This window comes from Mesorhizobium sp. M1004 (assembly GCF_040318795.1).
Classification (GTDB): Bacteria; Pseudomonadota; Alphaproteobacteria; order Rhizobiales; family Rhizobiaceae; genus Mesorhizobium.
In genome coordinates this window covers 73,653-88,828 of the sequence record NZ_JAMYNB010000016.1, presented here as the reverse complement: position 1 = coordinate 88,828, position 15,176 = coordinate 73,653, and the positions used below count along the sequence as shown (strand labels likewise).

Annotated in this window: 10 protein-coding genes; 7 read left to right on the top strand and 3 right to left on the bottom strand. The window is 64.4% G+C overall.

What is annotated here, in order from left to right; translation table 11 throughout:
- Positions 1-12: 12 nt before the first annotated feature.
- Positions 13-3,027 carry a caspase family protein gene (locus tag NKH54_RS27255; RefSeq protein WP_353029378.1) on the bottom strand — a complete coding sequence of 1,005 codons (3,015 nt, stop codon included), beginning with the start codon at positions 3,025-3,027 and terminating at the stop codon, positions 13-15.
- A gap of 145 nt (positions 3,028-3,172) precedes the next feature.
- On the opposite strand from NKH54_RS27255, the gene NKH54_RS27250 reads away from it, so the two are divergent.
- The 3 genes from NKH54_RS27250 (at position 3,173) to NKH54_RS27240 (ending at position 7,051) form a co-directional block, all read left to right on the top strand.
- The gene (locus NKH54_RS27250; RefSeq protein WP_353029377.1) at positions 3,173-4,123 is read left to right on the top strand and encodes an AEC family transporter; all 951 of its coding nucleotides are present in this window, start codon (positions 3,173-3,175) and stop codon (positions 4,121-4,123) included.
- A 251-nt stretch (positions 4,124-4,374) separates the two neighbouring features.
- The gene (locus tag NKH54_RS27245; RefSeq protein WP_023670445.1) at positions 4,375-5,832 is read left to right on the top strand and encodes an NAD-dependent succinate-semialdehyde dehydrogenase; all 1,458 of its coding nucleotides are present in this window, start codon (positions 4,375-4,377) and stop codon (positions 5,830-5,832) included.
- Positions 5,833-6,025: 193 nt separating this feature from the next.
- Positions 6,026-7,051, top strand: coding sequence for an aldose epimerase family protein (locus NKH54_RS27240; RefSeq protein ID WP_023681740.1), 1,026 nt, complete (start codon positions 6,026-6,028; stop codon positions 7,049-7,051).
- A gap of 9 nt (positions 7,052-7,060) precedes the next feature.
- Here the strand turns inward: NKH54_RS27240 and NKH54_RS27235 are convergent, their stop codons facing one another.
- The gene (locus NKH54_RS27235; RefSeq protein ID WP_353029376.1) at positions 7,061-7,981 is read right to left on the bottom strand and encodes a sugar kinase; all 921 of its coding nucleotides are present in this window, start codon (positions 7,979-7,981) and stop codon (positions 7,061-7,063) included.
- Between the two features lie 154 nt (positions 7,982-8,135).
- Between NKH54_RS27235 and NKH54_RS27230 the strand changes: the two genes are divergently transcribed.
- On the top strand, positions 8,136-8,579 hold the full coding sequence (locus NKH54_RS27230; protein WP_023735257.1) for a FixH family protein: 444 nt from the start codon (positions 8,136-8,138) through the stop codon (positions 8,577-8,579).
- Positions 8,580-8,583: 4 nt separating this feature from the next.
- Positions 8,584-9,783, top strand: coding sequence for a cytochrome-c peroxidase (locus tag NKH54_RS27225; protein ID WP_027050313.1), 1,200 nt, complete (start codon positions 8,584-8,586; stop codon positions 9,781-9,783).
- Between the two features lies 1 nt (position 9,784).
- Here the strand turns inward: NKH54_RS27225 and NKH54_RS27220 are convergent, their stop codons facing one another.
- The gene (locus NKH54_RS27220; protein ID WP_023818076.1) at positions 9,785-10,237 is read right to left on the bottom strand and encodes an Lrp/AsnC family transcriptional regulator; all 453 of its coding nucleotides are present in this window, start codon (positions 10,235-10,237) and stop codon (positions 9,785-9,787) included.
- A gap of 165 nt (positions 10,238-10,402) precedes the next feature.
- On the opposite strand from NKH54_RS27220, the gene putA reads away from it, so the two are divergent.
- The gene (gene putA, locus NKH54_RS27215; RefSeq protein WP_353029375.1) at positions 10,403-14,011 is read left to right on the top strand and encodes a bifunctional proline dehydrogenase/L-glutamate gamma-semialdehyde dehydrogenase PutA; all 3,609 of its coding nucleotides are present in this window, start codon (positions 10,403-10,405) and stop codon (positions 14,009-14,011) included.
- A gap of 87 nt (positions 14,012-14,098) precedes the next feature.
- Complete coding sequence (locus NKH54_RS27210; RefSeq protein WP_023688160.1) at positions 14,099-15,163, top strand: glycosyltransferase; 1,065 nt, start codon at positions 14,099-14,101, stop codon at positions 15,161-15,163.
- Positions 15,164-15,176 lie beyond the last annotated feature (13 nt).

The following is a 15,176-nucleotide window of genomic DNA, read 5'->3' as shown; positions in this document are numbered from 1 at the left end:
CCTCGGTTCGCTTCACATTTTCGCCATTTGCTTCTTCGCCAGCTCGATCTTCTGATCGGTGAGCGGGATAGGGATCGTGTAGCCGGCTTCGGTGAAGCCCTGCTTGGCGTTCTCGAAGAATTCGATCGCCTTGAGATATTCCGGCTTGCCCGCGCCATAGCTGGCGCGGTTCCAGTGGACGTCGCCGATATTGTTCTGCTCGAAGGCCCACTGCAGCGGCTGACTTTCGCGCGTAAACACCTTCAGCGCCGCCGTGAACGCCGCTTCGGCGTCGTTGAGATATTTGTCGGTCCGCTGGAGATTGCCGAGGTTGAGCAGGCTCATACCGATGCCATTTTGAGCGTTGGCCCAGTCGACCGGCGCGGCCTCGATGGTGAGTATTTCGAGCGCGGCTCGCCGCGCCGCAATCGAATCCTGCAGCGTCTTGGCATCGCCATTGCTCATGCTCAACCAGTGCAGCGTCGAGCCCAGGCCGGCCTGGGCCATTGCCCATTGCCGCGGGTTCGTCTCGCGCTTGTACTCGCGCAACGCATTGCCGTAGGCGTCGACCGCCTCGCTGTAATGCTCGGGCTTGTCGGTGACGCCGCCGAGAAGCTGCAGCGTGTTGCCGAGATTGTAGTAGCTCATCGCCCAGTCCTGCGGGAACTTCCGCCTGACATAGACCTGCCGTGCCGCCTGGAAGGCTGCCGCCGACTGTTCCAGCTTGGCCGCATCACGCGTGCGCTGGCCCAGCGTCTGATAAATCGAGCCGAGATTGTTCTGGGCTGACGCCCAGTCCATCGGGAAGCGCTTGCGGGTAAACACCGTCAGAGCGTCGTCATAGGCAGCAGCAGCTTCTTCGAGCGTAGCCGTGCCCATATCGAAGCGGGCGATACCGCTCAGCGCATTGCCCAGGTTGAGGCGGCTGGTCGCCCAGGACACCGGGAAAGTTTCGCGGGTTCGCACTTCCAGCGCGGCGCGAAACGCGTCGGCCGCCTCGTTGATCTTCGCCTTGTCGTTGAGCTGGATGCCAAGCGTTACAAGCGTGTTGCCGAGATTGTTCTCGACCATCGCCCATTCCACGGGTGCTTTCTCGCGTGTGTATTCCTCAAGCGCCAGCCGGTAGGCTGCTTCGGCCTGGGTGAGATGCTCGCCGGCATGCTCACGCTCGGAGAGTGCATAGAGCGCGAGGCCTAGATTGTTCTGCGAACCGGCCCAGTCCAACGGCAGCTTGTCGCGCGGACGCTTCTCAAGGGTGGCGCGCGTCGCCGCCACCGCTTCATTGAGACGCTTCGGGTCGCTCTCGCGTTCGCCGATCTTCAGAAGCACGTTGGCCAGGTTGTTCTGCGCCGCGGCCCAGTTGCGGTCGTCCTTCTCGCGCTCGAACACCACCAGCGAATCGCGGAAAATCACCGCTGCTTCTTCGAGATGCGCAGTCTCGGTTTCGCGCTCTCCAATGGTCTGCAGCACCACCGCCATGTTGTTGCGGGTGATTGCCCAGTCGCGATTCTGTTCGCCGTTGGGGATGAAGTTCAAGATGGTGCGATAGGCCTCGATGGAGTGCTGCAGCGCATCGAGGTCGCCGGTGGCGTAGCCATGAGCGTTCAACGCCTCGGCCTCCTGGTTCTTGTAGTTCCAGCGCAGCTTTTCGTCCCACTTCTCGACCAGCGAATACGCCTTGGCATAGTCGTTGGCGGCGGATTTGTAGTCGAAGACCAGCGCGGCGGCGTCGGCGCGTTTGGCATAGATGGCGGCGTCGGCGATGCGCTTTTGCCGGAGCAGGTCCTCGGCCTCGTCGACCGCACCGCTGTTTTCCTCGATCCGGCCGACCGCGTCGTCGAGGAATTTGCGCGCCGTCACCATGGCGCCCTGGCCTATGGCCTTGTCGGCGGATGCGACCAGGCGACTGATCTCGGGATCGTCGGTGCGCAGGGCGGCGCGCTCGGCCATCATCTTCTTCAGACGCTCGGCCTGGCTGTCCAGCACCTTCTGCAGGTCGTTCGGATCCTCAGGGATCTTTTCCGTGCCGAGCGCCTTGAGCACGCCGTAGAGCGCGTCAAGGGGCACGCCGTCCTGCAGAGAAGCCAACTCCACCTGAGCCCGTTTGGGATCGGGCAGGTCGGAAATGGTCAGCAGCAATTGCCGCCGCTCACCGGTGATCAGCCCGTCGTCGCCGGTCGGTTCCGGCGGCGCGACGCCGAAATAGAGCAGGCGACGCAGACTCTCGCTGACCCAGGGGCGCTGCTTTGCCTTGGTGTCGAGATAGACCTCCTCGGTGACCATGCGCATGACCGAGCCGAATTCCGTGCCTTTCATCGCGGTGAGGTGGCGCAGCAGGGCGGCGGCGTAGGGGCTGTTTTCGCCGGCTGCGCCATCAAGCGCGGGTCGGCCCGGCTCGGCGGCGAAGCCGACCACGGTTCCCAGGCTGGCATCATCCACTGAGGCACTGGCAAGCGCCTTGGCGCCGCGCACCGGTTCCAGCCCGCCGGCGCCGACAGGCTCGGCGGAAGCCGTCGGCCCGCGGCGCACGACCGCGTCCGGCGGAAACGGGTTGGTGCGGCAGGCGTCAAGCAGCACGATCGTCACCGGCACGGTCTTTTTCAGCTCGTCCATGACGGCTGAAATCGGCACCAGCGCCTCACCGGCATTTTTCAGCGACGAGACGTCGGCATCGACCGGCACCAGATAATTCTCGCCGCCCGCCTCGATGCCGTGGCCGGAATAATAGATGAAGGCGACGTCGGCGCCTTCGGCGTCCTCGACAAACCGATCGAGATCGCGCTTCAGCTTGGCGGCATCGCGATCGGTGACGTTGCGGGCGTCGAAGCCGAGGTCGGTCAGCATCTTGGCCATGTCGCGGGCGTCGTTGGCCGGGTTGGCAAGGGCTGCGATGTGTTCGTATTTCGACTGGCCGATGATCAGCGCCACGCCCTTGAGACTTTTGGTCTCCGCAACCGCAAGCACCGTCGCGGCAAGGCAAAACAGCCCGGCGACGAAAGCCGTCAGCCACGCCTGTCTGAAATGACGCTGTTTCGGCGTCGCAACCATTCGCTGTGTGTCCGCCCTGATGATCCCAAGCCTGTATAGCGCTGCCACCCGACCATGATCAAATTCAGGCGCCGGGCGGATCGAGGATCAGTTTCTGAAGATCATGGCGATTGCGCTGGAATCCGGGCTCGCCTATCCCTGAAAAATGTCTCCGCTCACCGAAACCGTTCTTTTCGTCTTCAGCCTCGTCGCGCTCGGCTATGTCACCGGGCTCACCGGCTATCTGAAACCGGCCAGCGGGGACGGCATCTCCGAATTCGCCATCAACGTCGCGATGCCGCTGCTGCTGTTTCGGACGATGGTGAATTCGGATTTCCACGGCGTGGCGCCCTGGTCGCTGTGGGGTGCTTATTTCGCGGCGGTTGCAATGACATGGGCCGCCGGCCATCTGGTGACGACACGGATCTTTGGGCGGGACGCGCGCACCGGCATCGTCGGTGGAGTGTCGTCATCCTTCTCGAATGTGGTGTTGCTGGGCATTCCCTTCGTTCTCGGCGTATTCGGGTCCAGCGGATTCGAAGTGCTGTCGCTGCTCGTTTCCGTGCATCTGCCGACCATGATGATGGCTTCGATCATCATGTTCGAGATATTTGGCCGCGGCGGCAGCGAGCCCGTACACCCGCTGCGCATCATCCAGAGCTTTCTGAGAAGACTGTTCACCAATCCGTTGATCATCGGCATCCTGGCCGGGCTGGCATGGCGCCTCACCGGCGCGCCGCTGCCGAACCTTGCCATGCGACTGGCCGATGCGCTGGCTAACACCGCCGGGCCGGTGGCGCTGTTCGCCATGGGGCTCAGCCTGCGCCGTTTCGGCATTTCCGGTAACATCCGACCGGCGCTGACGCTGTCGACGCTGAAACTGTTCGTGATGCCGGCGCTGGTGCTCGGCCTGGTCTGGCTGTTTGGCCTGCCGCCCTTGACGGCCAAAGTGGCGGTCGTGGTGGCGGCGCTGCCGTCCGGCATCAATTCCTATCTCATCGCCGTGCAGTTCAACACCGGCCAGGCGCTGGCGTCGAACCAGATGACCATCGCCACGGCAAGCGCGGTTGTTACAACCGCCTTTTGGCTGACGGTGGTGGTGCATGTCTTTGGGTAGGCTTGGTCTTCTGTAAGGCTGGTCTTTGGCAAGGCTGGTCTTTGGCAAGGCTGCGGCCCAAACTAATTTACATGTGAATTTTCTCTGGCGTTGGGCTGGCCCAAAGCCTATATGCCATCTTGCAATTGCTTGCCGGGCTTGCCCTAGGTAAAGAGCAGTGGCTTCAGCGTGTCGGCTCCGCCGCCATTGTGCACGCTCGTTCAAGAGATCCAGGAAACCGGCCCGTCAGTGCGCCGAACGGAGGCTAGACCATGCTGCAGAAAACCAGCCATTTCATGCGCCAGGCCAATCTCATCAATGGCGAATGGGTGCAGGCCGACAGCGGCCAAACGGTCGACGTCAACAACCCGGCCACCGGTCTCAAGATCGGCACCGTGCCGAAGTCGGGCAAGGCGGAAACCCGCCGCGCCATCGAAGCCGCAAGCGAAGCCTTCAAGACCTGGCGCAAGACGACCGCGCTGGAGCGCTCGAAGCTGTTGCGCAAGCTGCATGACGCGATGATGGATAATCAGGATGTGCTGGCCGAACTGCTCACCATCGAGCAGGGCAAGTCGCTCGCCGAATCCAAGGGCGAGATCGGTTCGGCTGCCGCCTACATCATGTGGTTTGCCGAGGAAGGCCGCCGCACCTATGGCGATGTCGTGCCATCGCCATGGGGCGATCGCCGCATCCTGGTGACCAAGGAGCCGGTCGGCGTCATTGCCGCCATCACGCCGTGGAATTTCCCCTCCTCGATGCTTGCCCGCAAGCTTGGCCCCGCGCTTGCCGCCGGCTGCACCGCCGTGGTCAAGCCGGCCTCGCAGACGCCGTATTCCGGCCTTGCATGGGGCGCGCTCGCCGAGGAAGTCGGCTTCCCAAAGGGCGTCATCAACATCCTGACGGGTGCTGCCGGCGAAATCGGCGACGAGATCTGCGCCAATCCGCTGGTGTCGAAGATCACCTTCACCGGCTCGACCGAGATCGGCAAGCTGCTGATTCAGAAGTCGTCCGTCACCGTCAAGAAGGTCTCGATGGAACTCGGCGGCAATGCGCCGTTCCTGGTCTTCGACGATGCCGACCTCGATCGCGCCGTCGCCGGCGCCATCACCGCCAAATACCGCAATTCAGGCCAGACCTGCGTGTGCACCAACCGCTTCCTGGTGCAGGCCGGCATCTACGACAAGTTTGTCGAGAAGCTGGCCGCTGCCAGCAATGCGCTGAAAGTTGGCTCGGGCCTGGAAGAGGGCGTGCAGCAGGGACCGCTGATCGACGTGAAGGCGGTCGAGAAGGTCGAGGAATTCATCGCCGACGCCACGTCGAAGGGTGGCAAGGTCGTTGCCGGCGGCAAGCGCCACGCGCTTGGCGGCTCATTCTTCCAGCCGACCGTCATCGCCGATGCGAAGCCTGACATGCGCTTCATGAAGGAAGAGATTTTTGGCCCGATCGCCCCGGTGTTCAAGTTCGAGACCGAAGAGGAAGCCATTGCGCTTGCCAACGACACCGAGTTCGGCCTGGCCGCCTATTTCTACACCGGCGATCTCGGCCGCGCCTTCCGGGTCATGGAAGGCCTGAAATACGGCATGGTCGGCGTCAATGAAGGCCTGATCACCACGCCGGAAGCGCCGTTCGGCGGCGTCAAGGAATCGGGCCTCGGCAAGGAAGGCGGACATCAGGGCATCGAGGACTATCTCGACACCAAATATGTCTGCATCGGGGGTCTCGGCCTCTAAATCATTGACGGGCAGGGCAGGCCGCGGGCCGGCCCTTGCCAGACGACATTCAGCCGGACTGGAGCGGTTCAGCGTTTCACGGAAACGCCGAACCGCTCCAGTTCTTTGTTTTTTGCAATTCCGGACGGAAAACCGTTTCACACTTTTCCTGGAATTGCTCTAAGTCGATAGATCGACGAATTAGCATTTGGACATAGCGATGAAGGACGGCGAAGTCTTCGGCACGACGCAGGCAGGCGAACCCGTTCGCCGTTTCACCATCCGGGGCGGCGGCGTCAGCGCCAACATCATCGGGCTCGGCGCAATCATCCAGGATCTGCGGCTCGCCGGGCACGACGCGCCGCTGGTGCTGGGCTACGATCGCTTCGAGCCTTACGAGACTGACCGGGCCTTCTTCGGCGCGGTCGTCGGCCGCTATGCCAACCGCATCCGCGACGGCCGCTTCACCATTGCCGGCCAGCGCTACCAGACCGAGCGCAATTTCCTCGGCAAGCACACGCTGCATGGCGGCTCGGAGGGCTTCTTCCATCGGCCGTGGACGGTTTCGCTGCACGGCCGGGATTTTGTCACCCTGACCCTGCACGATCCTGAGGGCACGATGGGCTTTCCCGGCGCGCTCGACGTCACCTGCACCTACCGGCTGAAGATTCCCGGCACGCTCTCGATGGAACTGACCGCCACTTGCGAGGAGCCGACGCTGTGCAATCTGGCGCAGCATTCCTATTTCAATCTCGACGATGGCGGCGCCGGCGACATTCTCGACCACCGGCTGATGCTGAACGCCGGCGCCTATACGCCTGTCGATGGCGAGATGATCCCGACCGGCGTCGTCAAACCTGTCGACGGCACGCCCTTCGACTTCCGCCAGGCGCGGCCGCTGCGCATGGAAACGGAAGGCGAGCAGCTTCCCTACGACGTCAATTTCTGCCTGGCGTCAGCCCGGGGCCCGCTTCACCAGGTGGCGTGGGCGCAAGGCGCCAATTCCGGCGTCGAGATGGAAGTCTGGACCACCGAGCCGGGCCTGCAGCTTTACACCGGCCAGTATGTCGCGCCGACCTCGGGCGGCCTGGACGGACGGCGCTACAAGGCGTTTTCCGGCTTTTGCCTGGAAGCGCAGACCTGGCCCGACGCGCCGAACCGGCCCTATTTCCCGCAGGCCACGCTGTGGCCGGGCCAGATCTATCATCAGGTGACGGAATATCGTTTCAGGCTTCCCTAAGGTCTTAGACTAGCCCTCGAAAGCGGTTCTTAGAACCTCGAACGGCGCCAGCGCGCCTCGCACCTGCACGACAGCGGCGGCGACGCGATGCGCGCGCTGCACGGCATCCGCCGGGGCATGGCCGGCAAGCCGGGCGGCGAGATAGCCGCCATTGAAGGAATCGCCGGCGCCGGTGGTGTCGACCGGGGTGGCGACATGCTGGGCCGGAACCGGCTGCAGGGCTCCGCCAGTGGCGATCAGCGCGGGCTTCTCGCCATTCTTGACGACGACTTCGCCGACGAGTTTTCCGAACCGTTCGGCGGTCGCTTGCGATGCCGTGTCGCCAAACAGCATCTGCTCGTCGGGAAAGGTCGGCAGCGCGATGTCGGCGACGGCAAGCGCGTCGAGTATCGCGGCTTGCGCCTCCTCGCGGCTCTGCCACAGGCGCGGCCGGTAGTTGGGGTCGAAGGCGACGAGCGAACCGGCGGCCCGCGCCTTGGCCACTTCTGCCAGCAACGTCTTGCGCGCGGCGGCATCCAGAATTGCCAAAGTGATTCCGGAAAAATACACAAGCGCCTGGCTTTCAAGGCTTTTTGCCAAGGCGGCCGGGTCCGAGGCAAGCCGCCTGGCCGCCGCGTCGCTGCGCCAATAGGTGAAGGCGCGTTCGGCGCCGGTCAAGGTGATGGCGTAGAGGCCGGGCCGCGCGCCTGGGATGACCGGGCTGGCGCCGATGCCGATGCCGTTTTCGGCGAAGAACGAAATCTGGCCCTGCGAGAAGGGATCGTCGCCGAAGGCCGAGACATAGGTCGCCGGCCGCTTGCCGCTCAGCGCATGCAGCGCCCACAGCGTGTTGAACGTGTCGCCGGCAAAGCCCATGCGCCAGTTCGGCCCGGCCTGGCCGGACAGTTCGAGCATGCATTCACCGATCGAAGCGACGCCGTCTGCTGCCATGTATCTGTCTCCGGATCAGTTCGCTGCTGTAGCTTTTTGCGGCCGGCAGCGCCATGCTTGGCGGCGGCGGTTTTTTGCGCCAGAAGCGTTTTCCCACAGAAGCGGCGGGACGCGAATTGCTTCCCGAGACGTTATGCCCAAAAGAGGAACCGGTTTGGCATCGATATGGCGTTATCTTCTTGCGGGCGTTGGTCTGGCCGCCTTGCTGGCTGGCATATTGGCGATCGTCTATCTGACCGCGCCGCAGTCGGCGCCGGGCCCCGATGTTTCGCGCTCGAAGAAGACGGCGAACGGCTTGTTTGTCGCCAGCATTCAGCCGGAACGCGGCGTTATCCGGCAAGGCGAACTGCAATCCTGGTTGCTGACCCTGAAGACGGTCAACGGCGATTCCGTGGAAGGTGCGGCGATCTCGGTGTCCGGCGGCATGCCGCAGCACAATCACGGCTTGCCGACCAGTCCGCAGGCGACCGACTATCTTGGCGAGGGGCGCTACCGGATCGAGGGGCTGAAATTCACCATGAGCGGCGTGTGGCAGTTGCGCTTCGCCATTTCGGCGGCGGCCGGTTCCGACACGGTCGTCTTCAATGTGGTGCTGTGAGCGGATGAACCGCCTGTTGCGCCTTCTGGCCTTGGCTGCGGTTTTGCTCGTTGCCGGCTGCGGCAAGCCGGACTTTTCCGATGCCGAGAAGAAGACCATCGCTTCGCTGGCGCTGAACACCTTGCCGGCGCTCAAACCAGACACCACCAACCGCTTCGCCGACGTGCCGGCCGCCGCCGCCTTGGGCTCCACTCTGTTCTTCGACCAGGGGATGAGCCGTGACGGGAACGTATCCTGCTCGACCTGCCACAAGATCGACCGGCAGTTCCAGGATGACCTGCCGCAATCCGTCGGCGTCGGCCGAACCAACAGGCGCTCGATGCCGCTGGCCGGCATTGCCCGCAATCCGTGGTTCTTCTGGGATGGACGGCGCGACAGCCTGTGGGCGCAGGCGCTGACGCCGCTGGAAAACCCGCTTGAGCAGGCGGGGAACCGCGCCGCCTTCGCCCATTACATCCAGAAGCGCTTTGGTGCGCGCTACGAGCGCATCTTCGGGCCACTGCCGGATCTTTCCGCCGTGCCGGCCAACGCCAGCCCGCTCGGCAACGAGGCCGAGCAGGCGGCATGGAAGGCAATGACCGCGGCGGAAATGGACGACGTCAACCGCGTCTTTTCCAACATCGGCAAGGCGATCGCCGCCTTCGAACGGTCGGTCGAACCGGCACAAACGCGCTTTGACCGCTTTGCCATCGATCTTGCGTCAGGCGCCAAGCCGAAAGCCGACGATGCCTTTTCGCCGGAGGAGATGCTCGGGCTGAAACTGTTCATCGGCAAGGCCAATTGCGTCACCTGCCATAACGGCCCGCGCTTCACCGACAACGCTTTCCACAACACCGGCGTGCCGCCGGTCAGGGATTTGCCATTGGATCGCGGCCGTTTCGATGCGGTGGCCCAGGTTCAGGCCGACCCATTCAACTGCTTCGGCGCCTTCCGCGATGGCGACGCCGGCGCCTGCGGCGAGCTGCGCTTCATCGTCAAGGCAGCACCCGAACTGATGCGCGCCTACAAGACGCCGTCGCTGCGGGGCGCGGCGACACGGCCGCCCTATATGCATGCCGGACAGTTCTCCACGCTGGAGGAGGTGGTGGCGCACTATGCGAAGGCGGAGGCGAGCGTCGAGGGCACCTCCGAGGTCCACCCGCTGCAACTGTCGGACCGCGAACGCGCGGCGCTGGTGGCGTTTTTGAAGACGCTGTCGGAGTGAGTCAGCGATCCTTCACCGTCTCCATGGCCACGAAGGTTGAAGTCTGCGCAACATGCGGCAATGCCGAGATGCGCTCGCCGAGGACACGGCGATAGGCGGCGATGTCCGTGGTGCGGACCTTCAGAAGATAATCGAAGCTCGACGCCATCATGTGGCACTGCTCGATCTCCGGCACGGCCTGCACCGCGCGATTGAAAGCATCGAGCGCGGCCGAGCGTGTGTCCGACAGTTTGACCTGGACGAAGGCGACATGGCCTTCGCCCATGCGCTCGCGATCGATGATCGCCTGATAGCCCCTGATATAGCCGTCCTTCTCCAGGCGCTTCACCCGCGCCTGCACCGGCGTCTTCGACAGGCCGACCTTGCCGGCCAGTCCAGACATGGATAGCCGCCCGTCGCGCGCCAGCGCCGACAGGATGTTTTTGTCGATGCGGTCCAATTGGTCTTCTGTCACGGATATCACAGTCCATTTGATAACAATTTAGCTGCAATGATAGACCGCTCGGCCTGCCATGTCGATTTCTTTGGACCGGCTGAAAATGCGGCTCTGTGCTAGCTTGCGCCATTCGGTCCGGCGACCGCCGGCCCGCTCACAGATGCTTGCTCCGCAGGGACCGCCATGCCGCTCGACACCATCCGCCAGCAGATCCGCGCCAACTACCTGCCCGACGAAGACGCGGCTGTGAAGCGCTTGGCTGCCGCGACAGAACTTTCGGCCGATGACCGCAAAGCCGTCTCGGCCCGTGCCGCGGATCTGGTGCGCGCGGTGCGCGGCTCGTCCGACCCGCGGCTGATGGAGGTTTTTCTCTCGGCCTACGGCCTCTCCACCAAGGAAGGAGTGGCGCTGATGTGCCTGGCCGAGGCACTGCTGCGCGTGCCTGACACCGAGACTATGGACGACCTGATCGCCGACAAGATCGCACCGCATGACTGGTCGGCGCATTCGGGCGGTTCGAGCTCGATCTTCGTCAACGCCTCGACCTGGGCGCTGATGCTGACCGGCCGTGTGCTCGACGAAGGCGAGGGCGGCATTGAAGGCACGCTGCGCTCGATGGTTCGCCGACTGGGCGAACCGGTGATCCGCAAGGCGGTCGCCGCCGCCATGCGCGAAATGGGCGAGCAGTTCGTGCTCGGCCGCACCATTGCGGAAGCCGTCAAGCGCGGCAAGTCGATGATCCAGAAAGGTTATCTCTATTCCTTCGACATGCTGGGCGAGGCGGCCCGCACCGAGGCCGACGCGCTGCGCTACCTCAAGGCCTATGCCGATGCGATCTCCTCGCTCGATTCAGGCTCCAACGGTCCCGATATCCGCCAGAACCACGGCATCTCGGTCAAACTGTCGGCGCTGCATCCGCGCTACGAAGAGGCACAGAAGGAAAAGATGCTGCCGGTGATGGCCGAGCGGCTGCTGTCGCTGGCGCTGGCCGCACGCCATTCGCGCATGGGCCTCAACATCGACGCCGAGGAGGCCGACCGGCTCGACCTGTCGCTCGACATCATCGAGCGTGTGTTGTCCGAGCCGGAGCTTGCCGGCTGGAATGGCTTTGGCGTCGTCGTCCAGGCCTACGGCCCGCGCGCGGCCTTCACCATCGACTGGCTCTATGCGCTGGCGGAAAAGTACGACCGCAACATCATGGTGCGGCTGGTCAAGGGCGCCTATTGGGACACCGAGATCAAGCGGGCACAGACGCTCGGGCTTTCCGGCTACCCCGTCTTCACCCGCAAGGCCAACACCGATGTTTCCTACATGGCCTGCGCCAGGAAGTTGCTGTCGATGACCGACCGCATCTATCCGCAATTCGCCACGCACAATGCCCATACCGTCGCCGCCATCCTGTCGATGGCTGACAACCGTGACGCTTTCGAATTCCAGCGCCTGCACGGCATGGGCGAAGCGCTGCATGAGACGGTTCGCCGGGCCGAAGGCACGCGCTGCCGCATCTATGCGCCGGTCGGCGCGCACTCCGACCTCTTGGCCTATCTGGTTCGCCGCCTGCTGGAGAATGGCGCCAACTCCTCCTTCGTCCATCAGCTCACCGACGAGGACGTCGAGCCGGAGGATATTGCGCGCGATCCGCTCGAGACGGTCGAGAGCCAGGGCCCCGCCGCCAATCCGGCAATCGCTCGTCCTGCGACGATCTTCGGCGCTGGTCGGCGCAACTCGAAGGGGTTCGACATCACCGATCCGGTGACGCTGGCGGCGATCGACAAGGCCAAGGCGGCCTTTGCCGGGCCCGAGCGCTGGCATGCCAAGCCGATGACGCGCGCCGCCGGCTACGGCAAGCAGCGCCCGGTGGTCAATCCGGCAAAGCCTGCCGAGATCGTCGGCACGGTCGCCGAAGCCGCTGCCAAGCAGGTCGCGACCGCGGTGCGCTTTGCTGTGGAAGCGCAGCCGGCCTGGGCGAAGCGTCCCGTTGCCGAGCGCGCCGCCATCCTCAACCGCGCCGCCGACCTCTATGAGGCCAATGCGGTCGAGTTTTTCGCGCTGGCTACAAGGGAAGCCGGCAAGTCGCTGGCCGACGGCGTGGCTGAAGTGCGCGAAGCCGTCGACTTCCTGCGCTACTACGCTGCCGAAGCGGCCAACAACGAAGCGGGCAGCGAGGCGCGCGGCGCGATCGTGTGCATTTCGCCGTGGAATTTCCCGCTCGCCATCTTCACCGGCCAGATCGCGGCAGCGCTCGTCACCGGCAATTCGGTCATCGCCAAGCCAGCCGAACAGACGCCGCTGATCGCCTTCCGCGCCGTCGAGCTGCTGCGCGAGGCCGGCGTTCCGGAAGATGTCATCCAGCTTCTGCCGGGCGACGGTCCGGGGGTCGGCGGACCGCTAACCGCGGATCCGCGCATTGCCGGCGTCTGCTTCACCGGCTCGACCGAGGTTGCAAAGCTGATCGAGAAGCAACTGGCCGAGACGGCCGCGCCGGACGCCATGCTGATCGCCGAGACCGGCGGTCTCAATGCCATGATCGTCGATTCCACAGCACTGCCCGAACAGGCGGTGCGCGACATACTGGCATCGGCTTTCCAGAGTGCAGGCCAGCGCTGTTCGGCGCTTCGCGTGCTCTACGTGCAGAAGGATGTCGAGAAGAAGATGCTGGAGATGCTGAAGGGCGCCATGGAAGCGCTCACCATCGGCGATCCCTGGCAGATTTCGACCGATGTCGGGCCGGTCATCGATGACGAGGCGCAGGAATCGATCCGCGAGTATTGCACCAAGATGGGGCTGCAGGGCCGGTTGATTGCCAAGCTCGAAGCACCGAAGGACGGCCGCTTCGTTGCGCCGCATGTGTTCCGGGTCAAGGGCATCGAGGAGATGGAGCGCGAAGTGTTCGGTCCGGTGCTGCATGTCGCCAGCTTCGACGCCGACGGGATCGACGCCGTCATCGCCGCCATCAACCGCAAGGGCTATGGCCTGACCTTCGGCCTGCACACCCGCATAGAAGGCCGCGTCCAGCATTTCGTCGACGGCATCCATGCCGGCAACATCTATGTCAACCGCAACCAGATCGGCGCCGTCGTCGGTTCGCAGCCCTTTGGGGGCGAGGGGCTTTCGGGCACCGGGCCGAAGGCCGGCGGGCCGCATTATCTCCGGCGGTTCCGCAAAGGGCCGGAGGCGGGCACGGAGATTGCCGAGGGCCACAAGGTGACGGCGACCGAACTGGCCGACAATCTGCCCGATCCGACGCTTGGCGGCTGGTCGACGAGGCCGGACCGCATCGCCATTTTGAGAAAACATCTGCGCGGCAAGGGCGCTGCAGCCATCGGCGCTGCAGCCGCCATCGATTTCGGCCAGGTCGACCTGCCCGGACCGACCGGCGAGGCCAACACGCTGTCGCTGTCGCCGCGTGGCCGGGTGCTGTGCCTCGGTCCGGACGCCGACACGCTGCTTGCCCAGACGATCCAGGCGCTGGCCGCCGGCAATGCGGTGCTGGCCGTGGCGCCGGGCGCGCCGGCGGCACTGTCGGCGCTGACCGGCAAGGGGTTGCCGCTGGCGGCCATAGACGGTCGGCCAGACCCAGTCGAAGCGCGTTCGCTGCGCGTCCATGTCGTCGCCTTCTCGGGCAGGCCCGAGGCGGCGCGGATCGTGCGCAAGGTCATTGCCGACCGCAGCGGGCCGATCGTGCCGCTGGTCAGCGAGGTGCTCAACCCGGCGGCCTATGCGCATGAACGCGCTGTCTGCGTCGACACCACGGCTGCCGGCGGCAATGCCAGCCTGCTCGCGGCGGCCTAGGGGGCTTTTCGCGGCTCGCTTGCCTGCGTCGGGTTGCAAGGGTATGCGCAAGGGACAGAGAGCAACTCGAGCGGGGCAGCCGAACAGATGGAAGACACGTCCCGACCGTTTGAGCTGCCGCGCGTGGCGGTGGTCATCACCTGCTTCAACTATCGGCCGTACGTCGAACAGGCGATCCGCTCGGTGCTTGCGCAGACCTACCGGAATTGGGAATGCGTCATCGTCGACGATGCCTCGACGGACGGCTCGGCCGACCATGTCCGACAGCTTCTAAGGGATATAGAAGACCCGCGCCTGCGCCTGTTGGCGCGCACGGAGAATGGCGGCCAGACCGCGGGATTCCGCGACGGCTTTGCCGCAACCGACGCGCCCTTCGTCGCGTTTCTCGACGCCGATGACGTGTGGCTGCCGGATTTTCTCCTCGCTCATCTGTCCGCCCACCTCAACACGACGCATTCGGCCGCACTGTCGAGTTCCGATGTGTTCCTTGTCGATGGCGACGGCACCTTGCTGGGCGGTACCTTCCTTGCCTTGCGCAAACCGCGGTCCGGAGCGGATCGCAGTGGCGTCGCCATCGCGCCCGGTGGCCGGCTTGCCGGCATGGCGCCCGGGATCGCCTACGCATCGGAGCATCCGGTAACCTATTTCGCACCTGCGGTGACGGGCTGGCTGTGGTCGCAATGCTCGGCGATCATGTACCGGCGTGGCGCGCTGGAACCGGTATTGTCCTTCCCGTTCAAGGCCAAGGTCGGGACGGATTATCTGACGGCGACACTCGCGCACCAGGCCGGCGGCAGCCTCATCCTGTCAGAAGGTCTCGGGCTCTATCGCCTGCATGGCTCCAACCTGTCCACCGGAACTGCTTTTGCTGGCGGCAATGTGCGGCAAACGCCTGCATACAGGAGCTACAGGAGCGTGTTGGCGGCGGATGCCGCAGACTATTTGCTGGCGAATTCTGCCTGGCTCAGCGATCTCAACGGGCGCAATTTCATACCTGCATTCCTGACGCAGCATGTGCGCCAGTTCCCGGAGTTGGCCGGTGATCCGCGGTTGGCGCGCTACCTGACACGCGGACAGCCCTGGCGGCGGCTGCGCCTGCACATTGCCCAGTGGCTTCGGCGACTGGGCGGCCGGAATTCAACCGGAACATGACGGCATCTGCAGG

What these genes read in the sequence shown, in the direction of transcription:
- putA (WP_353029375.1), top strand. Translation starts at nt 10,403, where the DNA reads ATGCCGCTCGACACCATCCGCCAGCAGATCCGCGCCAACTACCTGCCC.
- NKH54_RS27235 (WP_353029376.1), bottom strand. Translation starts at nt 7,981, where the DNA reads ATGGCAGCAGACGGCGTCGCTTCGATCGGTGAATGCATGCTCGAACTG.
- NKH54_RS27225 (WP_027050313.1), top strand. Translation starts at nt 8,584, where the DNA reads ATGAACCGCCTGTTGCGCCTTCTGGCCTTGGCTGCGGTTTTGCTCGTT.
- NKH54_RS27245 (WP_023670445.1), top strand. Translation starts at nt 4,375, where the DNA reads ATGCTGCAGAAAACCAGCCATTTCATGCGCCAGGCCAATCTCATCAAT.
- NKH54_RS27255 (WP_353029378.1), bottom strand. Translation starts at nt 3,027, where the DNA reads ATGGTTGCGACGCCGAAACAGCGTCATTTCAGACAGGCGTGGCTGACG.
- NKH54_RS27250 (WP_353029377.1), top strand. Translation starts at nt 3,173, where the DNA reads ATGTCTCCGCTCACCGAAACCGTTCTTTTCGTCTTCAGCCTCGTCGCG.
- NKH54_RS27210 (WP_023688160.1), top strand. Translation starts at nt 14,099, where the DNA reads ATGGAAGACACGTCCCGACCGTTTGAGCTGCCGCGCGTGGCGGTGGTC.